Raw genomic sequence first — 21,390 nt, forward strand, 5'->3', positions numbered from 1 at the left:
ACGTGATCTCGCGCTTCTTTATCGACCGCCCGGTCTTCGCTGCGGTCATCTCCATCGTGATCGTGCTCGCCGGCCTTGCCGCCATGCGCGCGCTGCCGATCGCCCAGTACCCCGAAATCCTCCCGCCGCAAGTGTCGGTCTCTGCGGTCTATCCCGGTGCCAGTTCCCAGGTGATCGCAGAAACGGTTGCCGCCCCTCTCGAGCAGGAAATCAACGGCGTCGAGGGCATGATCTACCAGCTGTCCAACTCCGACAGCAGTGGTGCCATGAGCCTGACCGTGTATTTCGAAGTGGGCCGCGACCCCGACCAGGCCACCATCGACGTCAACAACAAGGTCCAGGCCGCGCTCGCCAAGTTGCCCGAAGAGGTGCGCCGGCAGGGCGTGAAGGTGGAGAAGAAATCCTCCGACATCCTCCAGGTGGTCACCCTCTTTTCGCCGGACAACTCCCGTGACCCGATCTTTATCAGCAACTACGCGCTGATCAACGTGATCGACGAGTTGAAGCGGATTCCCGGCGTGGGCGATGCCAGCCAGTTCGGCTCCAAGGACTATTCCATGCGTATCTGGCTGCGGCCGGACAAGCTGGCGCAGTACGACCTCACACCCAGCGACGTGGTCAGCGCCATCCGCGAGCAGAACTCCCAGTTCGCCGCCGGCAGCTTTGGCCAGCAACCGCTCAACCAGCCCCAGGACTTCACCTACACGGTGACCACCCAGGGTCGCTTCACCGATCCCAAGGAGTTCGAGGGCGTCATCCTGCGTTCCGACGCCACCGGCGCCAGCCTGTTGCTCAAAGATGTGGCGCGCGTGGAGCTGGGGGCCCAGGACTACTCCCTCATGACCTCCCTGAACGGCCAGCAGAACGCCGCCTTCGGTATCTACCTGCAACCGGGTGCCAACGCCCTGGATACCGCCGAAGCGGTCAACAACACGATGGAACGCCTGGCCAAGCGCTTCCCCGAGGGCATCGCCTACAAGATCCCCTATGACACGACCAAGTTCGTCGAGGTGTCGATCGAAGAGGTGATCCACACCTTCTTCGAAGCCTTGATTCTGGTGGTGCTGGTGGTCTTCATCTTCCTGCAGAACTGGCGGGCGACGCTGATCCCGGTGCTGGCGATCCCGGTGTCGTTGGTCGGTACCTTCGCCGGCATGTACGTGCTCGGTTTCTCCATCAACCTGCTGACGCTGTTCGGCATGGTGCTGGCCATCGGCATCGTGGTAGACGACGCCATCGTGGTGATCGAGAACGTCGAGCGGGTGATGGCGACGAAGAAGATCGGCCCGCGCGAAGCGGCGATCGAAGCCATGGAGGAGGTGACCGGGCCGATCATCGCCATCGTGCTGGTGCTCTGTGCGGTGTTCATCCCGGTAGGCTTCCTCGGCGGTCTGGCAGGACAGATGTACCAGCAGTTCGCGATCACAATTGCGGTATCCGTGGTGATTTCCGGCATCGTGGCGCTGACGCTTTCGCCAGCTCTCTGTGCCCTGATGCTCAAGCCTGGCCATGGCGAGCCGGCCGCGCCGTTCCGCTGGTTCAACCGCTTCTTCGAGCGCATGACCTCGGGCTATGGCGCTGGCGTGCAGTTCTTCCTCAAACGGTCGCTGATCGGCCTGTTGCTGTTTGGCGGCATGCTCGCCCTGCTGGTCATCCTCTTCGGCCGGGTGCCTGGCGCCCTGGTGCCGGATGAAGACCAGGGCTACGTGCTCAATGCCTACTTCCTGCCGCCGGCAGCCTCCCTGACCCGGACCGAGGAGCTCACCAGCGCCGTCGGAGAGCAGCTGATGAAACATCCGGCCGTGCAGGACGTGGTTACCTTCGCCGGCTTCGACATCCTCACCTTCGGCACGCGCAGCAACGCCGGGGTGTCCTTCGTGCCGCTGAAGGACTGGAGCGAGCGCACCACGCCCGAACTGGATGCGCGCAACCTCACGCACACTTTCATGGGCATGGGCGCCGGGCAGAAGGACGGCATTGTGCTGTCGTTCAACCCGCCTCCCATCACCGGCATGAGTACCACCGGCGGTTTCGAGTCCTATATCCAGGACCGTAGCGGCGGCACCGTGCAGCAACTGGAAGCGGTCGTGCAGAAGTTCGTTGCCGCGGCGTCGAAGCGGCCCGAGTTGGCCGGGGTGAACACCACCTTCAACGCCAACGTGCCGCAGTACTACATCGACCTGGACCGCACCAAGGCACGGGCCCTGGGCGTGGCGATCAACGACGTGTTCACCGCCATGCAGGCCACCTTCGGCAGCTACTACGTCAACGACTTCACGCTCTACGGCCGTACCTGGCAGGTGAGCCTTCAGTCGGAGCCGGAGTTCCGTCGCAAGCCGGATGACCTCAGCCAGGTCTATGTGCGTTCCACCACTGATGACCTGGTACCGCTGTCGTCACTGGTGCGCGTTGAGCGCATTCTGGGGCCGGACTCCTACGCCCGTTTCAACGTCTACCCGGCGGCCAAGGTGCTCGGCGGTCCGGCGCCTGGCTACAGCTCCGGCCAGGCGCTGGAGGCGATGCAGGAAGTGGCGAACGAGGTGCTGGGTGAGGACTACAGCCTTGGCTGGATCGGCTCGGCGTATCAGGAGCTGGCTACTCACGGTTCCGGTAGCACGGCGTTCATCTTCGGCCTGATCATGGTGTTCCTCATCCTTGCCGCCCAGTACGAGCGCTGGACCCTGCCGCTGGCGGTGGTCACCGCGGTGCCCTTCGCAGTGTTCGGCGCGATCCTCGCCGTGTGGTTGCGGGGTATCCAGAACGACGTGTACTTCCAGGTCGGCCTGGTGACCCTGATCGGCCTGGGGGCGAAGAACGCGATCCTCATCGTCGAATTCGCCGTGCTTTGCCGGGAACAGGGCATGGGGCCGGTGGAGGCCGCGCTTGAGGCTGCGAAGCTGCGCTTCCGCCCGATCGTGATGACCTCGCTGGCCTTCATCCTCGGTTGCGTGCCGCTGGCCATCAGCTCGGGTGCCGGCTCGGCAAGTCGTCATTCCATCGGCACCGGGGTGATCGGCGGCATGCTCGCCGCCACCGTGCTGGCGACCTTCCTGATCCCCATGTTCTTCATGCTGGTGGAGAAGGCCTCGGACTGGCTGGATCGCAAAAAGTCGTCCAAGGTCGAGCACGCGCATGAGGGTTAGGGGGGCCGTGGAGAGTCATTGTGGGAGCGAATTCATTCGCGAATGAATTCGCTCCCACGGACCAGCAGCCAAAGCCGCTTTTGCGCGAAATCCCCTGTTACTATCTGGCGCCTTAACCGCAAGGGATGGCGCCAGCCTCGACCATGACTTTCCGCATCCTCCTCCTGCTCGGGGCCCTCAGCGCCTTCGGGCCGATGGCCATCGATTTCTACCTGCCCAGCTTCCCGGCCATGGCCAAGGCCTTCGCCACCGATGTGGAGCATGTGCAGCTCACCCTGGCGTCCTACTTCATTGGCCTCGCACTCGGTCAACTGATCTATGGTCCGCTGGCGGATCGTTTCGGTCGGCGTCCGCCGCTGCTGGTGGGCGTGACCATTTTCACCCTGGCTTCGGTCGCCTGCTCCCTGGCACCCAGCCTGGAGTGGCTGGTCGGCGCACGCTTCGTCCAGGCCCTGGGCGGCTGTGCGGGGATGGTGGTGTCGCGGGCTGTGGTGCGTGACCTGTGCGATCCCATCGCCTCGGCCAAGGCCTTCTCGCAGTTGATGCTGGTGATGGGCCTGGCGCCGATCCTGGCGCCGCTGGGCGGAGGGCTGCTCCTTGAGCTTTTCGGCTGGCAGTCGATCTTCTGGGCGCTGACCCTGTTCAGCGCGCTGGTGCTGCTGGGAATCGCCTTCTGGCTGCCGGAGACGCTCTCCAACATCACTCCGCGTGCGCCATTGAGTGGCGCCCTCGGGCAGTACCGTCGGTTGCTCGGCGACTGGCAATTTCTCGCCTACGGCATGAGCGGTGGTTTCGCCATCGCCGGCATGTTCGCCTACATCGCCGGCTCCCCCTTCGTATTCATCCAGCTTTATGGCGTGCCGCCGGAGCACTATGGCTGGCTATTCGGCTCCAACGCCGCGGGCTTCATCCTGGTCGCCCAGATCAATGCCGTTTTGCTGCGCCGTCGCGGGCCGGCCTTCTGGATGCGACGGGTGATCTGGGTCTATCTGGTGTGCGCGTTGGCGCTGCTGGGGGTTTCCAGCTTGCAGACACAATCGCTGTGGCCGCTTCTGCTACCGCTGTTCGGCTGCATCGCCAGCCTGGGGTGCATCCTGCCCAACGCCTCGGCATGCGCAATGGCCGGCCAGGGCCAGAACGCGGGTAGCGCCTCGGCGCTGATGGGCAGTCTGCAGTTTGGAGTGGCGGCAGGAGCTGCCGCCCTTGTGGGCTGGTTGCACGATGGCAGTGCCATGCCCCTGGCCCTGGTCATCAGCCTGTGCGGCTGCGCGGCAGTCGCCTGTGCGCTGCTGACTTGGCGCCTCGACCGCAACGGCCAGGCGCCCCTGGGTTAACTCGCGATCCGTCTTGACCAGTCCGGTAGTACGTGGGGCGCCTTCAGGCGCTCCTCGAGGACGCTGACGAATCGGCGCGCTTCGGCCTCGCTACGAAAGCTCACCGCATGCTGGTCAAGGCAGACTTGCCAGCCAGAACCCTGAGGGGTGGCGGTCGGACGGACAAGAATTTTCACCTCGGTCATCTCCCAATCAAGTGGCGGGGAAGCTGAGTGTAGACCCGCCCAGATGACAGAAAATGACCAGCATCAAGCAGCCGACTGGTGGTCGATACCGTTCGTCCTGGCCCTGTTCGCCGCTGCTCGATCGCCGCTCCGGGGCGAGTTGGCCAAGGCTTTGCAGCAATTCCTGATAGCGATTCTCGCTCTGCCGGAGAGCGTCCCTCGCTGACTTCGGGGCACTGAAATCGATGTCGACGCAGTAGAGCTCCAACTGGTTGTGCAAGTTGCGCAGCACCAGGTGGCTGGAGAACACCGTCACCGGGTTGCCATCGCTGCGTTGCAGGGGCAATTCGCTGGCGCGGTTCCAGTGGATCACCCGACGCTGGCGATCGTAGCCCTGCACTGCGCTGCGGGGCGTCTGCTCGAACAACTGGCGGAAGCGCCGCTGACGAGGCCAGGAAAAATAAAAGTCTCTTACCCTCGCGTACCGGACCCTTCGCCAGCCCAACTGCTCGCCGGTCAGTGTCCAACTTGTAGGAGCGAGCTTGCTCGCGAACAGCCCGAGCGGAATCTTTCGCGAGCCGGCTCTCTTCTACAGAAATCGCCTCAGAAACCTTCCAGCACGATCTTGCCCTTAGCCTTGCCGCTTTCCAGCAGCACATGGGCACGGCGCAGGTTGGCGGCATTGATGGTGCCAAAGTGTTCGCCCACGGTGGTCTTCAGCACGCCCGCGTCGATCAGTTGGCTGACGCGCTCCAGCAGGCGGTGCTGCTCGAGGATGTCCGGGGTCTGGAACATCGAGCGTGTGTACATGAACTCCCAGTGCAGGGAGAGGCTCTTGCGCTTGAGCTTGGCCACATCCAGCGATGCCGGGTCGTCGATCAGGCCGAGGCGGCCCTGGGGCGCCAGGGCCTCTACCAACTGATCCAGGTGCTGGTCGGTCTGGGTCAGGCTGGCCACATGAGTAACCTGGGCGAGACCGGCGCGGCTCAGTTCATCGGCCAGGGGCTTGCTGTGATCCAGCACATGCTGGGCCCCCAGTTCGCGGACCCAGGACTGGGTTTCCGGACGCGAGGCAGTGCCAATCACGGTCAGGCCGGTGAGCTGTCGGGCCAGTTGTACGAGGATCGAACCCACGCCACCCGCGGCGCCCACCACCAGCAGGCTCTGGCCCAGGTCGGCCTTGCCTTCGGGGATCTGCAGACGGTCGAACAGCAGCTCCCAGGCGGTGATGGAGGTCAGTGGCAAAGCGGCGGCCTGGGCGAAGTCCAGGCTTTCGGGCATGTGGCCGACGATGCGTTCATCCACCCGATGGAACTCCGCGTTGCCGCCCGGACGGGTCAGGTCACCGGCGTAGAAAACGCGGTCGCCCGGCTGGAACAGGGTGACGTCGCTGCCCACCGACTTGACCACGCCGGCAACGTCCCAGCCCAGCACCTTGGGTTGCCCAGCCTCGGGAGGCGCGTTGCGGCGGACCTTGGTGTCCACCGGATTGACCGAGATGGCGCGTACCTCCACCAGCAGGTCGCGCGGGCCCGGTTGCGGCTCCGGCAGCAGGATGTCCTGCAGGGATTCGGGGTTGTCGATGGGCAGGTTGTGGAAGTAGGCGACGGCTTTCATCGGGATTCTCCGCGTGGGGCTTGATGGGCCGCATGGTCGGTTATTTCGCAGGCGAGAAAAATCGGCTAGAAAGCGACAGTCTTTCAATAGGAATTTGAAAATGCTGCGCCTCGACGACCTCGCTCTGTTCGTCAGTACCGCTGACCACGGTAGCCTCTCGGCCGCCGCCCGCAAGCTGGATGTCTCGCCCGCCGTGGCCAGTGCTGCGCTCAAGCGTCTCGAACAACAGCTCGAGGTCCGCCTGTTCGCTCGCTCTACCCGCAGCCTGCGCCTGACACCCGAGGGCGAGCAGTTCCTCGTCCATGCGCGCACTGCGCTGGCCAGTCTCGAGGAGGGGCAACGGCAACTGGCCGGCGGTCGCGAAGACATCGCAGGTGTGCTGCAGCTGTCCGCGCCCTCGGACTTCGGCCGCAATGTGCTGGTGCCCTGGCTCGATGACTTCCAGCGCGAGCATCCGCGCCTGGGCATTCGCCTGCACCTCAGCGACCGGGTGGCCGATCTGTTTCGCCAGTCGGTGGACATCGCCATCCGCTACGGCGAGCCGGAAGATTCCAGCCTGGTGGCGCTGCCATTGGCGGCCAGCAACCGCCGGGTGCTTTGCGCGTCCCCCGGCTATTTCGCCCGCCACGGCCGGCCCCAGCAGCCCGCGGAGCTGAAGGGGCACAACTGCTTGCTCTACCAGCTGGGCGGGCGTGTCCACGATCGCTGGAGCTTCAGCGAGGGCCGGCGCGAGCAAGTGGTGGCGGTAAGCGGCAACCGTGTCTGCGACGATGCCGATGTAGTGCGGCGCTGGGCCCTGGCTGGGCAGGGGCTCACCTACAAGTCCTGGCTGGATGTAGCCGGTGATATCCAGGCCGGGCGCCTGGAACTGGCCCTGCCGCAATACCGTGGCCAGGCCACGCCGCTGAACCTGATCTGCGCCCACCGCGCCCAGCTCAGCAAGCCGGTGCGGCTGCTCCGCGAGTTCGTCCAGGCACGTTGCGCCACGCTACTCGTCGGCGCGCCCTGGAGTTGAGTGTCGGTCTCGGCAATGCCGGCGTCTGATCGTCGAATTGCTCGGGCCCGAGGTTCCGCTATCGTCTGGATAAGCCGTGGCCTGCGTGGAGACTCCCGTGGCTGACTTGTGTCCGACCTGCTTGAATCCTGCCGGGCCCTCGCCCGGCGCCTGCCGTGGGGGTACCGGCTGATGCTGCGTAACCGCGAGCCTGGTGCTTTCCTGCCGACCGTGCTGCTGGCTTTCGCCGGCTACCTGCTGCTGGCCCTGGGGGCTGTCTGGCTGTCGCGCCAGCCCGGCAGCATTGCCACGCTCTGGTACGCCAACGCTTTCACCGTGGCGCTGCTCTGGGACCAGCCGTTGCGGCGCTGGGCGCCCCTGCTGACGGTGGCGATGCTGGCGGACCTGCTGGCGAACATAACGTTCGGCGATAGCCTCTTGCGGGCGGCGAGCTTCATCCCACCCAACCTGCTCGAAGTAGTACTGGCCGCGTCTCTTTTGCGGGTCAGCGGCGCCGCGTTGCGGATGAACGAAAGCCCCGGGGCCTTCCTGCAGTTCATATTCTTCGGCGCCCTGTTACCGCCGCTGGTGGGTGCCAGCCTGGGGGCGAGTATCCTTGCCTGGCAGGGGCTGGATTCCTTCGAGCGTGGCTGGATGTATTGGGTCGAGGGCGCCATGCTCGGCGCCGTCTCGGTGCTACCCCTGGCGGTCTGGCTGCGCCAGAACAGCGGGTGGGAGCTGATTGGCGAGCGCCGTCGCCACGAGTTGCTGCTCTACATCGGGCTGGTGTTGCTGGGCACGCCCTTCGCCCTGTTGCTGTTGCCATTCCCCTTCGTCTACCTGGCCCTGCCGCTGATCATCGCCGCGGTGCGTCTGACCTTCGCCAGCACCGCACTGCTGGTTGCGATGGCTTCGGTGAGCGGTGGCGCGATCATCGCCTTGGGCCTGCTTGAAGTACCAGTTCTGCAGAAGGGCTGGCGCGACCTGCTGATCTACCTGCCGTTGCTGCTGGCTCTGTTGCCGGCATTGCTGCTGGCTTCGGCGGTGGAGCAATTGCGTAGACGCCGGCGCGAACTGGCAGCCAGCGAATCGCGCTTTCGCGACGCCATGGACCACTCCGCCATCGGCATGGCGCTGGTGGGGCTGGATGGCCGCTGGCAGCGAGTCAACCGGGCGCTTTGCGACATGCTTGGCTATGCGGAGGAGGAACTCTCCAGCCTGAACTTCCAGGACGTCACCCACCCCGACGACCTGGCAGACGATCTCGAACTGGTGCGGGAGATCCTCGCCGGGCGGCGCCACAGCTACCGCCTGGAGAAGCGCTACCTGCACAAGAGTGGGCGGGAAATCTGGGGACTGCTGGCGGTATCCCTGGTGCGCGACCACGAGGGCGAGCCGCTGTACTTCATTTCGCAGATCGAGGACATCGACCGGCGCAAGCGTGCCGAGGAACGCGAGGCGGAACTGGCCCGTCGCTACTCGGTGGCGACCGAGGCCAGTGGCGTTGGCGTCTGGGAGTGGGATCTGGTCAACGATCGCCTGCTCTGGGACGAGGGTATGTATCGCCTCTATGGCCGCCGCCTGGGCGACGAGTTGTCCTTCGCCGACTGGCTGGCCCACCTGCATCCGGATGACGCGGCCCGTGCCGAACGTGAGGTGCTGGCTGCGCGAGAAGGTAGCCGGCGGCTGGACATCGAGTTCCGCATTCGTCGTGGCGATGGTGAACATCGGGTGCTCAAGGGGCACGCGCGTCTGGTCTGCGACGCCGGTGGCCAGCCGCTGCGCATGGTCGGCACCAACTGGGACGTCAGCGAGCTGCACCAGCTTGCCGAGCGCCTGCGAGATGAGCGCGAGCGCCTGCAGGTGACCCTCGATGCCATTGGCGACGGCGTCATCACCTCCGACCTGGAAGGCCGGGTCAGTTTCCTCAACCCGGTGGCCGAGCGCCTCAGTGGCTGGAGCAGCGACGAGGCCCGGGGTCTGCCCATCGAGCAGGTGCTGCTGCTGGAAGGAGAAGATGGGCGCCTGGTGCCCAACCCGGTGCGTGACTGCCTGGAGCGCGGCAGCGCTGCCAGCCTCCAGGGCCTGGCCTCGCTGCGTCACCCGGCAGGCGGCACCATCGCCCTGCGCGGCCAGGCGGCCCCCATGCGCGCAGGCGACGGCACCATGCTGGGGAGCGTGCTGGTGCTGACTGATGTCAGCGAAGCCCGGGCAATGCAAAAGCACCTGCGTTACGCCGCGACCCACGACGCGCTGACCGGCCTGCTCAATCGCCCTGCCTTCGAGGATGCCCTTGCCGAAAGCTGTCGCGAGGTGGTGCAGAACGACGGCAACAGCGTGCTCTGCTTCATCGACCTGGACCGCTTCAAGCAGGTAAACGACAACGCGGGCCACGCCGCCGGGGATGAATTGCTGCGCCAGCTCGCCAGGCTGATGCAGGCCCAGGTTCGCGCGGGGGACCAACTGGCGCGCCTGGGTGGCGACGAGTTCGCGCTGATCCTGCGCAGTTGCCCGTTGCCCCAGGCGGAACTGCTGGCGGCTCGGCTGATCGCCCAGGTCCAGGGCGTCGTGCTGGAGTGGGAAGGCCAGGAATATCGCGTGGGAGCCAGCGTTGGCATCGCCTGCATCCACGGCGCCAACGCGCAACCGGCGGAACTTCTGAAACAGGCTGATACAGCTTGCTACCGGGCCAAGCATGCAGGAAGGGGTCAATTCGCGGTCGAACGTCGCTGAGATCGGCAGGCCGGCATATGACAGCCCTCAGGGCCTGACCTACTCTCCATTGTCATGGCGGCAAATGAGAACGCCTTGCAATGTCTTCCGCATTACAACGTACGAATCGAGGTCGATACCATGCGTAAACTGCTGCTTCTTTCCCTGGCCCTCGTCAGCCCCCTGACCTTCGCCAAGACCGAGTGCACCACAGCCGACAAGGCTACCTGGCAAGACCAGACCAAGTTCCAGGAAGACCTCAAGAACCAGGGGTACGACATCAAGAAGTTCAAGGTGACCGATGGCAACTGCTATGAGATCTACGGCTGGGACAAGGACAAGCGCAAAGTCGAGATCTACTTCAACCCGGTCGACGGCAAGGTGGTCAAGCAGGAGATCGAGGACTGACCCGTGAGCACCGATACCGTTCGCCTCTGGGACCCGGTGGTGCGGATCGGCCACTGGTCCCTGGTGGCTGCCTTCATTGGTGACTACTTCCTCAATGAGGCAGGTGACGGCTGGCACCGCTGGCTCGGCTACTACGCCGTGGCGGTGGTGCTGGTGCGGCTGGCCTGGGGCTTCGTCGGCCCCCGGCCGGCGCGTTGGGCAGATTTCTGGCCGCGGCCGGCGCGCCTGGTGGCCCACGCCAGGGCACTGCTCACCGGCGGTCACATGCACCGCATGGGCCATTCACCCCTGGGCGGGCTGGTGATGATCCTCATGTTGCTGCTGATGTTCGGCCTGGGCGTCACCGGCTTCCTGATGGAAGAAGTCGACTACTTCTGGGGCGAGGACCTGCCCCGGGACATCCATGTCTTCATGGCCGACAGCCTGTTCTGGCTGGCCTGCCTGCACGTCGGCGCCGCGCTGGTGGAGAGTGTGCGCACGCGCGAGAACCTGCCCTGGTCCATGGTGACGGGGCGACGCAAGACGCTTCACGACTAAGGGCCGCATCGCGGCCCATTCCTTTTGCAGGGTCGAACTTGTTCGCCAAGGACAGCGAAGCTGACCCATGTGGGCAACACCAGGGCAGCCTTTCGGCCTGCTTGGCGAATGAATTCGCCCCTACTGCGTTATCGCCGTTGGATGCACGCGCCCGGGCAAAGCGTCTTTTCCTGACGCGTGGGTCAAGTTAGAATGCGCGCCGTCGTTGGCCATGGGGCCGCGACATGGGTTCCCTCACCCCATCGGCAAAAAGGATGCGAACCAACATGCCCGCTACAACGCCTTCGATCTGGCGTCCGGCACTGACCGGCCTGATCGCTTTCCACATCTTCATCATCATCGCCAGCAACTACCTGGTGCAGTTGCCGATCACTCTGTTCGGCTGGCACACCACTTGGGGCGCATTCAGCTTTCCGTTCATCTTCTTGGCCACTGACCTCACCGTACGCCTGATGGGCAAGGTCGCGGCACGCCGGGTCATCGCCCGGGTCATGGTGCCGGCGCTTCTGGCGTCCTATGTGGTGTCCGTGCTGTTCCAGGAAGCGAGCTTCCAGGGCTTCGCCGCACTCGGCGAGTTCAACCTGTTCGTCGCGCGGATTTCCCTGGCCAGCTTCCTCGCCTATGTATTGGGTCAGGTGCTGGATATCCAGGTCTTCGACCGCCTGCGCAAGATGCGCCAGTGGTGGGTAGCCCCGGTGGCCTCGACCATTGCCGGTAACCTGCTGGATACCTTCGCGTTCTTCTCCGTGGCCTTCTGGCGCAGCGACAACCCCTTCATGGCGGCGAACTGGGTAGAGATCGCCACCGTCGACTACGGCGTCAAACTGGCCATCAGCCTGGTGCTCTTCGTGCCGCTCTATGGTGTGTTGCTGGGCGGTCTTCTGCGCTTGCTGACGCCGAGTCCGGCGCGGGCTTCCTGAGGCGTCGCCACCACCATCCGCGCCTTTACGTCGGCTTCGCGGTCGACGTCCATTCCCAGCGATACCACCTCTACGCCGCTTTCCTCCAACCGCTCCATCCAGGCGAGCACACTGCTCAGCGTGCCCGCCAGGTTCAGGCTCATGCGGCCAGCGCCATCGCCATCCATGCGCTCAAGGGTGATTTCGGCATTGGCACTGGTCCTGGCAAGGAATCCGGGCAGTGCCGCGTTCGTAACGCGTTCGCCCGACGGGACGGAATTGGCTGGCAGGTTGGCCAGGTCGATCTGCAATTGAAGTTCCTCCTGATAATGACGTTCGGCGTGTTGCAAGGCTTGCTGCTGGGGCTGTCAGACCAGTTGCCAGGCCGAGGTGAGGCTGACCGACCTGCTGCATGCGCGCACGTACCTGGCGGCCAAGGTCGACGATGCGGCCCTCATCGACAATGACGATTCTGGTCTGCATGAAGAGGGAGCCTCGGTATCCATCGGGTTTTGGTCTTGTGGCGAAGACAGCGCGGGCGGTCTCGCAAGGCGATGGGAGGCATCTTAAGGGGCGCCGGAAGCGGGTCTGGTAGGGCGTCCATCCCGGACTACTTGGCTCTGGGAAATTTCCTACAAGCTACGGGCGAAGCCAGTGACCACTGGGCAATTTGAGGTTGGGGCAGGTGGCGATCCGCGAGCGCAGCGAAGCCCAACGATCCAGTGCCCAGAACCGGGCTCTGGCGTCGGGCCGTGCTGCGCCTGGCGCCGACCTGCGGTGACGATTACTTCACCAGGCGTGCGTCCAGGCTGTTCTGCGCCAGGCGCTTCGCCTGGTCCTCGGTCATGCCCAGGTGCTCGTGCAGGGCGGCGAAGTTCTCGGTGACGTAGCCGCCGAAATAGGCCGGGTCATCGGAGTTCACCGTTACCTTCACGCCGCGCTCCAGCATGTCGAGGATGTTGTGCTGGCGCATGTGGTCGAACACGCAGAGCTTGATGTTCGACAGCGGGCACACGGTGAGCGGGATCTGCTCGTCGATGATGCGCTGCATCAGCCGCTCATCCTCGATGGCGCGTACGCCGTGATCGATGCGTTCGATCTTGAGCAGGTCCAGGGCTTCCCAGATGTACTCCGGCGGACCTTCTTCGCCTGCGTGGGCGACAGTGAGGAAGCCTTCGGCGCGGGCACGATCGAACACGCGTTGGAACTTGCTAGGCGGGTGGCCCTTTTCCGAGCTGTCCAGGCCGACGGCGATGAAGGCGTCACGGAAGGGCAGGGCCTGGTCGAGGGTTTTCTGCGCTTCGTCTTCGGAGAGGTGGCGCAGGAAGCTGAGGATCAGCCCGGAGCTGATGCCCAGTTGCTCGCGACCGTCTTCCAGGGCCTGGCGAATGCCGGACAGCACCACCTCGAAGGGGATGCCCCGGTCGGTGTGGGTCTGCGGGTCGAAGAAGGGTTCAGTGTGGATAACGTTCTGCGCCTTGCAGCGCTCGAGGTAGGCCCAGGTCAGGTCGTAGAAGTCCTGCTCAGTGCGCAGCACGTCGGCGCCGGAGTAATAGAGGTCGAGGAACTCCTGCAGGTTGTTGAAGGCGTAGGCCTTGCGCAGGGTTTCCACATCGGCCCAGGGCAGCGCGACCCTGTTGCGTTCGGCCAGGGCGAACAGCAGTTCGGGCTCCAGCGAACCCTCCAGGTGCAGATGCAATTCAGCCTTGGGTAGGGCATTGAGCCAGTCGTACATGGTGGTTTCTCGTTTTCAGGCCAGATCGCCGGAAAGTTTAACTGGCTGGATGGGAATGTGCTGAGAGGGTGTCGGCCCGCCCGGGTTCACCAGGGAAGCTTTTTGGCTGTTTATTGATCATCCGCCTGCAAGTGCCGTGGCTCATGGGCTGCGGCGGATACTCCCAAGCTTATCCACAGTCTTTTCCCCGCTGGAGGTGGACAAGCGCGGCCACGAGGGTAGCCAGATGCGCAGCCTTGGTGCGCGTTGGAAAGTACCGAAAATCAGTTGCTTATCTTTGGTGCAAGAGAAAAGAGAGGGGGCTGGGCAAAAAGCGAACAACTCTCGCTAATCCGCACCACAGCGGCGTTACAGCGAGAAGTCCACGAGTTATCCACAGCCGGCTCCACAGAAATTGTGGGTGGGATTCGGAGCGGGTTCATTCTGTAGGGTGCGCTGCGCACACCAGGGATTCGGGGCCTGGGCTTGGTGCGCATGGCGCACCCTACGGCTGTGGATGGCTGATCGCCGAACCTTCGCTCCGGTTGGCGAATGAATTCATCCCTAGAGTCGTTTCACTTCCAGGCGTCCCCGACTGATGTCCCGCAGAACCTGTTCCAGCCCGGCGATGCGGCCATCGGGCAGGGCCAGGACCAGCTCGGCGCCTTCGGCATCGAAGCTTTCACTTTCCACCAGGGCTTCGAACTCGGCGAGGCGAGCCTTGAGTAGCGGTAGTTCGGCAAAACCGGGGTGGCAGCTGATGCGACTGCGCGCCACCAGCTCCACGCGTTGGCCGCCCTGCAGGCATTTGGCGGCGCTGCCGCCGTAGGCGCGTGCCAGACCGCCGGTGCCGAGTTGGATGCCACCGTAATAACGGATTACCAGCACTGCCACCTGGTCGCAATCCTGGCCTTCGATGGCGGCGAGGATGGGGCGTCCGGCGGTGCCTCCGGGTTCGCCGTCGTCGCTGAAACGATATTGGTTGCCCAGTTTCCAGGCCCAGCAGTTATGGGAAGCGCCGGGCTCGGACAGCCGTGCAATGAAGGCCTGGGCCTCCTCGACGCTGGCCACTTGTGCGGCGTGGGCGATGAAGCGGCTCTTCTTGATTTCCTCGCGGTATTCGGCGGGAGAGGACAGCGTGTATGGCATCAGGCGGTCGCGGGCGGCGTCAGGCCGCAGCCCTTGAGGATGATCTGGATGAGGTTCTGCGTGGCCGCTTCGAAATCGTCCTTGGTCAGGCGCTTGCGGCCGGTGACACGGCAGATCTGAGTGTTGAAGTCGGCGTAGTGCTGGGTGCTGCCCCAGAGCAGGAATATAAGGTTGACCGGGTCCACCGGATCCATCTTGCCAGCGGCGATCCAGGCTTCGAACACGCCTGCGCGTCCTTTGAACCACGTGCGGTAGTCCTGATCGAAGTGCTCTGCCAGGCAGCCGCCGCCGCTGATGATCTCCATGGCGAATATCTTCGACGCGAGCGGGTTGCGCCGGGAGAACTCCATCTTGGCGCGGATGTAGCGGGCCAGGGCCTCGGCTGGGTCGTCCTCGGCGGTCAGGGTATTGAAGGTGCTGTCCCAGAGTTCCAGTTGATTGCTCAACACCGCGACGTACAGACCCAGCTTGTTGGTGAAGTAGTAGTGCAGGTTGGCCTTCGGCAGCCCTGCGCGGACGGCGATGGTGTTCATGCTGGTGCCCTTGAATCCGTGGCGGGCGAACTCTTCTTCGGCGGCGGCAAGTATCAGTTCTTCGTTCTTCTGACGGATGCGTCCGGCGGGCTTCGCGGAAGGATTCGGGCTGTGGGCGGGCACCAGTGAGGTCATAGGCTTCCAGATTCTGAGATGGGGTGGCGACAGCACTGATAACTCAGGTTGGCGTGTCCGACAAGCCAAAACTGTAGCCGTGGTCAGGTTATTCGCGGGATTTGTCACGGCTGCACCCAAATGGGGCTGGGAAGCAGCCGTTTCGCACCGTCAGGTCGTCGCCGCCAGTGCTTCCAGGAAGCTCTCCAGCACCAGGTGCGGTCGGCGCCCCTTGCGGGTGACCGAGGCCAGCGACAGGTCGTAGAACCGGTTCGTCGGCTTCAGTGCCCGCAACCGCCCCTGTTGCACCCAGAAGGTGGCGTAATGGTCCGGCAGGTAGCCGATGTAGCGCCCGGTGAGGATCAGGAAGGCCATGCCTTCGCGGTCCGAGGCGCTGGCCGTGCTGTTGAGCACCTGATAGTGGGACTGGATGTCCGCCGGTAGACGGAAGGTGGGGGCAATGGCGTCCTGCTGATTCAGGCGCTCGTCGCTCAGTTGCGCATCGTCGGCGTAGAACAGCGGGTGACCGACGGCGCAGTAGAGCAGCGAACGTTCGCTGTACAGCGGTTGGTATTCCAGGCCGGAGAGGGCCGCGGTCTGGGGTACCACGCCGACATGCAGACGACCGTCGAGCACACCTTGCTCCACCTCGCTGGGTGGCGTCATGCGGATATTGATCTGCACATCCGGCCCGAGGGTCTTCAGACGGGCGAGCGCGTTGGTGATGCGCATGTGCGGCAGCGTCACCAGGTTGTCGGTGAGGCCGATGTTCAGCTCTCCGCGCAAATGCTGGTGCAGACCATTGACCTCGGTGCGGAAGGTTTCCAGTGCCGCCAGCAACTGCATGGATGACTGGAATACCTCGCGGCCTTCCTCGGTCAGCGCGAAGCCGGCGCGGCCGCGTTGGCACAGGCGCAGGCCGAGGCGTTGCTCGAGGTCGCTCATTTGCTGGCTGATGGCCGAGCGACCGATGCCCAGCACGCTCTCGGCGGCGGAGAAACCGCCGCATTCCACCACGCTGCGGAAGATGCGCAGCAGGCGGATATCGAAATCGCTGACCTGCGCCAGCGGCTCGGGGCGGCGGCTGCTCATGGTTTAGTAACCTCTGATCTAAAGATAAGTAAAGTTGGATTTTCGTGACTTTATGCCCGTGGCAATGTCGGCAGCAAGTAGCTCGTCGTTCCTCAGAACAAGACCCATTCGAGGCCACACATGAACATGCCGCAGACCGCCCAGCTTCCTCTCGCCAGCCAGCTCAAGCTGGACGCTCACTGGATGCCGTTTTCAGCCAACCGCAACTTCCAGCGCGACCCGCGCCTGATCGTCGCCGCTGAAGGCAGCTGGCTGATCGATGACCAGGGCCGTCGCATCTACGACAGCCTCTCCGGCCTGTGGACCTGTGGCGCCGGTCACTCGCGCAAGGAAATCCAGGAAGCCGTGGCCAAGCAGCTCGGCACCCTCGACTATTCGCCAGGCTTCCAGTACGGCCACCCGCTGTCCTTCCAGCTGGCCGAGAAGATTGCCAACCTCACTCCGGGCGAGCTGAACCACGTGTTCTTCACCGGTTCCGGTTCCGAGTGCGCCGACACCTCCATCAAGATGGCCCGCGCCTACTGGCGCCTCAAAGGCCAGCCGCAGAAGACCAAGCTGATCGGCCGCGCCCGTGGCTACCACGGCGTGAACGTCGCCGGCACCGCCCTGGGCGGCATTGGTGGCAACCGCAAGATGTTCGGCCAGTTGATGGACGTCGACCACCTGCCGCATACCCTGCAGCCGGGCATGGCCTTCACCAAGGGCGCAGCCGAAACCGGCGGCGTGGAGCTGGCCAACGAACTACTGAAACTGATCGAACTGCATGACGCGTCCAACATCGCCGCCGTGATCGTCGAGCCGATGTCCGGCTCCGCTGGCGTGATCGTGCCGCCGGCCGGCTACCTGCAACGCCTGCGCGAAATCTGCGACCAGAACAACATCCTGCTGATCTTCGACGAAGTGATCACCGCCTTCGGCCGCATGGGCAAGATGACCGGTGCCGAATACTTCGGCGTGACCCCGGACCTGATGAACGTGGCCAAGCAGATCACCAACGGCGCCATCCCCATGGGCGCGGTGATCGCCAGCCGCGAGATCTACCAGACCTTCATGAACCAGGCGACGCCCGAGTACGCCGTCGAGTTCACCCACGGCTACACCTACTCCGCGCATCCGGTTGCCTGCGCCGCCGGCCTGGCCGCCCTGGACCTGCTGGAGAAGGAAAACCTGGTGCAGCAATCGGCCGAACTGGCTCCGCACTTCGAGAAGGCCATCCACGGTCTGAAGGGCGCCAAGCACGTCGTCGACATCCGCAACTGCGGCCTGGCCGGTGCCCTGCAGATCGCCCCGCGTGACGGCGACGCCATCGTGCGTCCGTTCGAGGCCGGCATGGCCCTGTGGAAGGCCGGCTTCTACGTGCGCTTCGGCGGCGACACCCTGCAGTTCGGCCCAACCTTCAACGCCAAGCCGGAAGAGCTGGATCGCCTGTTCGACGCCGTCGGCCAGGCCCTGCAGGGCGTCAACTGATGAGCCAACGCCCGCAGGCCGTGCCCACCGTGCAGGTGGATAACGACGAGGTGATCGTCACCGAGTGGCGCTTCGCCCCCGGTGCCGAAACCGGTCGCCACCGCCATGGTTACGACTATGTCGTGGTGCCGATGACCAACGGCACCCTGCTGCTGGAAACCCCGGAGGGCGACAAGCACGCCCCCCTGGTGGCCGGCCAGAGTTACTTCCGCAAGGCAGGCGTCGAACACAACGTGATCAACGCCAGCGACCACGAAGTGGTCTTCGTGGAAACAGAAATCAAGTAATGCACGGTCTGCCCCCTCTCCCTCCAGGAGAGGGCTGGGGTGAGGGAAACCACCTCCCCTGCGGACCTACCGGACAAAATGCCCTACAAGAGACCCCACCCATGAGCCTCATTCCGCACCTGATCAACGGCGAACGTATCGACGACCAAGGCCGCACCGCGGACGTGTTCAACCCGTCCACCGGCGAAGCCCACCGCATGGTCGGCCTGGCCAGCCGCGCCACTATCCAGCAGGCCATCGACGCCGCCAAGGCCGCCTTCCCGGCATGGCGCAACACCCCGCCGGCCAAGCGCGCCCAGGTGCTGTTCCGCTTCAAGCAACTGCTGGAGCAGAACGAAGCAGTCATCGCCAAGCTGATCGCCGAAGAACACGGCAAGACCCTGGAAGACGCCGCCGGTGAGCTCAAGCGTGGTATCGAGAACGTCGAGTACGCCTGCGCCGCCCCGGAAATCCTCAAGGGCGAATACACCCGCAATGTCGGCCCGAACATCGACGCCTGGAGCGACTTCCAGCCGCTGGGCGTGGTCGCCGGCATCACCCCGTTCAACTTCCCGGCCATGGTGCCGCTGTGGATGTACCCGCTGGCCATCGCCTGCGGCAACACCTTCATCCTCAAGCCCTCCGAGCGTGACCCGAGCTCCACCCTGCTGATCGCCGAGCTCTTCCATCAGGCCGGCCTGCCCAAGGGCGTGCTGAACGTGGTCAACGGCGACAAGGAAGCCGTGGATGCGCTGATCGAAGCGCCCGAAGTGAAGGCCCTGAGCTTCGTTGGCTCGACCCCGATCGCCGAGTACATCTATGCCGAAGGCACCAAGCGCGGCAAGCGCGTGCAGGCCCTCGGCGGCGCCAAGAACCACGCCGTGCTGATGCCCGACGCCGACCTGGACAACGCCGTCAGCGCACTGATGGGGGCCGCCTACGGTTCCTGCGGCGAGCGCTGCATGGCCATTTCCGTGGCCGTGTGCGTGGGCGACCAGATCGCCGATGCCCTGGTGGACAAGATCGTTCCGCAGATCAAGGGCCTGAAGATCGGCGCCGGCACCCAATGCGGCCTGGACATGGGCCCGCTGGTCACCGCCGCCGCCCGCGACAAGGTGGTCGGCTACATCGACGACGGCGTCGCTGCTGGCGCCAAGCTGGTGGTGGACGGCCGTGGCTACCGCGTGGCCGGCCATGAAGACGGCTACTTCGTCGGCGGCACCCTGTTCGACCACGTCAAGGCCGACATGCGCATCTACCAGGAAGAAATCTTCGGCCCGGTGCTGTGCATCGTCCGCGTCGGCAGCCTGGAAGACGCCATGCAGCTGATCAACGACCACGAATACGGCAACGGCACCTGCATCTTCACCCGTGACGGCGAAGCCGCCCGCCTGTTCTGCGACGAAATCGAAGTGGGCATGGTCGGCGTCAACGTGCCGCTGCCGGTACCGGTGGCCTACCACAGCTTTGGCGGCTGGAAACGCTCCCTGTTCGGCGACCTGCACGCCTACGGCCCGGACGGCGTGCGCTTCTACACCCGTCGCAAGGCCATCACCCAGCGCTGGCCGCAGCGCGCCAGCCACGAGGCTGCGCAATTCGCCTTCCCCAGCAACGGTTGATTGACCCGTTGAACGAAAAGGCCCGGCATATTTGCCGGGCCTTTTTGTTTTGATGGGTAACTGAGCGGACAGTTACTTTCCGATCTTGCGGTTGCGCACGAACAGCACCTTTCCCCCAGTCGTGGTGGTTCCACGTTCCTCGAGCTCGAAGTGTTTCGGGTTCCCCTTGATCAGGTCGCTCAACTTCTTGAACCCGTACAGGCGCGGATCGAAGTCGGTGCGGATCTTGGTGATGTTGGAACCCACAGCTGCGAGGGGAGCCCAGCCGTCTTCTTCGTCTAGCCCGTCGATGACTGTTGCAATTGCGTTCACCGGAACTTTCTGCGGCTTCACCGGGGAGGGCTTATCAGTCGATTTGGGCGCCTCGGCCGGTTGCGGCGCTGCAACGGACGGCTTGTCACCGCTGGGGGTTGGCTCAGGCAGAAGCTCGGCGCGAAGTATCTCGGTGTAGATGAACTTGTCGCAGGCCGAGACAAAGGGCTTGGGTGTCTTCTCCTCACCGAATCCGTACACGGTCAGGCCTTCTTCCCGCAAGCGCGCGGCCAGGCGGGTGAAATCACTATCGCTGGAAACCAGGCAGAAACCGTCGAAGCGCCGGGTATAGAGCAGGTCCATGGCGTCGATGATCAGCGCACTGTCGGTGGCGTTCTTGCCCTTGGTGTAGGCGAACTGCTGGATGGGCTGGATGGAGTGGTCGAGCAACACTTTCTTCCAGCTGCCCAGTTGCGGGCCGGTCCAGTCGCCGTAAATGCGTTTCACGCTGGCCACGCCGTACTTGGCGATTTCTTCGAACAGGCCCTCGATGATAGCGGCCGGCGCGTTGTCGGCGTCGATCAGAACGGCCAGGTGCTTCTGCTGGCGAGGGGCTTGCTGCTTGATGGCCATGGTTCATCCTTGGGGTAGTGAATGCCTGACCATACTGCGGACCGGTGACTGGTGCCATGGCCAGCGATGGGTCGTTTTCGTAGGGTGGCGCAAGCTTCACCGGCTCACCGACGGAGGCTGGATGCGCATGTAAAGCGATGTCCCCCTGCAAGGCTGGCAGCGGTGCTGCGGGGATTGCAGGAGTTATGTCTGGTCACCTTGTTGGGCTTAGTTTCGCTCAGCGCCAACCTATGGAGCTTGCATCTATGACCCAACAAAAAGCCCGACAGATGCCGGGCTTTTGTCGGGGGGTAGAGACTTACACCTTGCGCACGAATTCCGATTTCAGCTTCATCGCGCCAATACCATCGATCTTGCAGTCGATGTCGTGGTCGCCGTCGACCAGGCGGATGTTCTTCACCTTGGTACCGACCTTCACTACCAGGGACGAGCCCTTGACCTTGAGGTCCTTGATCACGGTGATGGTGTCGCCGTCCTGCAGGACGTTGCCGACGGAGTCCTTGATCACCTTGTCGTCGCTGACTGCCTCAGCGCCGGTGTCGGCGGACCACTCGTGGGCGCACTCCGGGCAGATCAGCATTGCGCCATCTTCGTAGGTGTATTCGGAGTTGCATTTGGGGCAGGGCGGCAGGGTGCTCACGGTTTACCTCGACGTCGGTGTCACGAAAAACCATGGATTGTATAGGGTTTTGCCATCGCCTTGCCCATTTCTGCGCGTTCGTAATGCGTTTGTATCCGCCGCT

Annotated in this window: 19 protein-coding genes and 1 pseudogene; 10 read left to right on the top strand and 10 right to left on the bottom strand. The window is 64.0% G+C overall.

The window, feature by feature from the left end:
- The first annotated feature begins 2 nt into the window (after positions 1 to 2).
- Together D6Z43_RS23375 and D6Z43_RS23380 are read left to right on the top strand one after the other, a co-directional pair.
- Complete coding sequence (locus D6Z43_RS23375; RefSeq protein ID WP_120654398.1) at positions 3 to 3,143, top strand: efflux RND transporter permease subunit; 3,141 nt, start codon at positions 3 to 5, stop codon at positions 3,141 to 3,143.
- Between the two features lie 143 nt (positions 3,144 to 3,286).
- The gene (locus D6Z43_RS23380; protein WP_120654399.1) at positions 3,287 to 4,477 is read left to right on the top strand and encodes a Bcr/CflA family multidrug efflux MFS transporter; all 1,191 of its coding nucleotides are present in this window, start codon (positions 3,287 to 3,289) and stop codon (positions 4,475 to 4,477) included.
- Here the strand turns inward: D6Z43_RS23380 and D6Z43_RS28460 are convergent.
- From D6Z43_RS28460 to D6Z43_RS23395, 3 genes are all read right to left on the bottom strand, one after another.
- Positions 4,474 to 4,653, bottom strand: a complete 180-nt coding sequence (locus D6Z43_RS28460; RefSeq protein WP_120655344.1) for a hypothetical protein — start codon at positions 4,651 to 4,653, stop codon at positions 4,474 to 4,476. The genes D6Z43_RS23380 and D6Z43_RS28460 overlap by 4 nt on opposite strands.
- A 16-nt stretch (positions 4,654 to 4,669) precedes the next feature.
- Entirely contained in the window at positions 4,670 to 5,068 is a 399-nt protein-coding gene (locus D6Z43_RS23390) for a hypothetical protein (protein ID WP_120654400.1), read from the bottom strand.
- Between the two features lie 176 nt (positions 5,069 to 5,244).
- Positions 5,245 to 6,258, bottom strand: a complete 1,014-nt coding sequence (locus D6Z43_RS23395; RefSeq protein WP_120654401.1) for a zinc-binding alcohol dehydrogenase family protein — start codon at positions 6,256 to 6,258, stop codon at positions 5,245 to 5,247.
- 100 nt (positions 6,259 to 6,358) lie between these two features.
- Between D6Z43_RS23395 and D6Z43_RS23400 the strand changes: the two genes are divergently transcribed.
- From D6Z43_RS23400 to D6Z43_RS23420, 5 genes are all read left to right on the top strand, one after another.
- Positions 6,359 to 7,273 (top strand): LysR family transcriptional regulator, encoded by a 915-nt coding sequence (locus D6Z43_RS23400; RefSeq protein WP_120654402.1) that lies wholly within the window; start codon positions 6,359 to 6,361, stop codon positions 7,271 to 7,273.
- A 108-nt stretch (positions 7,274 to 7,381) separates the two neighbouring features.
- Positions 7,382 to 9,985: a PAS domain S-box protein gene (locus tag D6Z43_RS23405; RefSeq protein ID WP_120654403.1), complete on the top strand. Its 2,604-nt coding sequence runs from the start codon at positions 7,382 to 7,384 to the stop codon at positions 9,983 to 9,985.
- A gap of 120 nt (positions 9,986 to 10,105) precedes the next feature.
- Entirely contained in the window at positions 10,106 to 10,372 is a 267-nt protein-coding gene (locus D6Z43_RS23410; protein ID WP_120654404.1) for a PepSY domain-containing protein, read from the top strand.
- Positions 10,373 to 10,375: 3 nt separating this feature from the next.
- The gene (locus D6Z43_RS23415; protein ID WP_120654405.1) at positions 10,376 to 10,909 is read left to right on the top strand and encodes a cytochrome b/b6 domain-containing protein; all 534 of its coding nucleotides are present in this window, start codon (positions 10,376 to 10,378) and stop codon (positions 10,907 to 10,909) included.
- A gap of 266 nt (positions 10,910 to 11,175) precedes the next feature.
- Positions 11,176 to 11,829: a 7-cyano-7-deazaguanine/7-aminomethyl-7-deazaguanine transporter gene (locus D6Z43_RS23420; RefSeq protein WP_120654406.1), complete on the top strand. Its 654-nt coding sequence runs from the start codon at positions 11,176 to 11,178 to the stop codon at positions 11,827 to 11,829.
- Here D6Z43_RS23420 and D6Z43_RS23425 read toward each other — a convergent pair.
- The 5 genes and pseudogenes from D6Z43_RS23425 to D6Z43_RS23445 form a co-directional block, all read right to left on the bottom strand.
- Positions 11,766 to 12,164: pseudogene (locus D6Z43_RS23425) on the bottom strand (hypothetical protein); the annotation flags it as partial. The gene D6Z43_RS23420 and the pseudogene D6Z43_RS23425 overlap by 64 nt on opposite strands.
- A gap of 428 nt (positions 12,165 to 12,592) precedes the next feature.
- Positions 12,593 to 13,543, bottom strand: a complete 951-nt coding sequence (locus tag D6Z43_RS23430; RefSeq protein ID WP_120654408.1) for an adenosine deaminase — start codon at positions 13,541 to 13,543, stop codon at positions 12,593 to 12,595.
- A gap of 543 nt (positions 13,544 to 14,086) precedes the next feature.
- Complete coding sequence (locus D6Z43_RS23435; protein ID WP_120654409.1) at positions 14,087 to 14,671, bottom strand: YigZ family protein; 585 nt, start codon at positions 14,669 to 14,671, stop codon at positions 14,087 to 14,089.
- On the bottom strand, positions 14,671 to 15,339 hold the full coding sequence (locus D6Z43_RS23440; protein WP_120654410.1) for a TetR/AcrR family transcriptional regulator: 669 nt from the start codon (positions 15,337 to 15,339) through the stop codon (positions 14,671 to 14,673). Before D6Z43_RS23440 ends, D6Z43_RS23435 begins: the two co-directional genes overlap by 1 nt.
- 150 nt (positions 15,340 to 15,489) lie before the next feature.
- A complete protein-coding gene (locus D6Z43_RS23445) occupies positions 15,490 to 16,410 on the bottom strand; it encodes a LysR family transcriptional regulator (RefSeq protein WP_120654411.1) in 921 nt (306 codons plus the stop codon).
- Between the two features lie 120 nt (positions 16,411 to 16,530).
- Between D6Z43_RS23445 and D6Z43_RS23450 the strand changes: the two genes are divergently transcribed.
- The 3 genes from D6Z43_RS23450 (at position 16,531) to D6Z43_RS23460 (ending at position 19,762) form a co-directional block, all read left to right on the top strand.
- Positions 16,531 to 17,877, top strand: a complete 1,347-nt coding sequence (locus D6Z43_RS23450) for an aspartate aminotransferase family protein (protein ID WP_120654412.1) — start codon at positions 16,531 to 16,533, stop codon at positions 17,875 to 17,877.
- Positions 17,877 to 18,164 carry a cupin domain-containing protein gene (locus D6Z43_RS23455; protein ID WP_120654413.1) on the top strand — a complete coding sequence of 96 codons (288 nt, stop codon included), beginning with the start codon at positions 17,877 to 17,879 and terminating at the stop codon, positions 18,162 to 18,164. Before D6Z43_RS23450 ends, D6Z43_RS23455 begins: the two co-directional genes overlap by 1 nt.
- A 101-nt stretch (positions 18,165 to 18,265) precedes the next feature.
- Entirely contained in the window at positions 18,266 to 19,762 is a 1,497-nt protein-coding gene (locus tag D6Z43_RS23460) for a CoA-acylating methylmalonate-semialdehyde dehydrogenase (protein WP_120654414.1), read from the top strand.
- A 72-nt stretch (positions 19,763 to 19,834) separates the two neighbouring features.
- Here the strand turns inward: D6Z43_RS23460 and D6Z43_RS23465 are convergent, their stop codons facing one another.
- Both D6Z43_RS23465 and D6Z43_RS23470 read right to left on the bottom strand, forming a co-directional pair.
- A complete protein-coding gene (locus D6Z43_RS23465; protein ID WP_120654415.1) occupies positions 19,835 to 20,647 on the bottom strand; it encodes an NYN domain-containing protein in 813 nt (270 codons plus the stop codon).
- A 298-nt stretch (positions 20,648 to 20,945) separates the two neighbouring features.
- Positions 20,946 to 21,287, bottom strand: coding sequence for a zinc ribbon domain-containing protein YjdM (locus tag D6Z43_RS23470; protein ID WP_120654416.1), 342 nt, complete (start codon positions 21,285 to 21,287; stop codon positions 20,946 to 20,948).
- Between the last annotated feature and the right edge of the window lie 103 nt (positions 21,288 to 21,390).

Origin of the sequence: Pseudomonas sp. DY-1 (assembly GCF_003626975.1) — a bacterium.
Classification (GTDB): Bacteria; Pseudomonadota; Gammaproteobacteria; order Pseudomonadales; family Pseudomonadaceae; genus Metapseudomonas.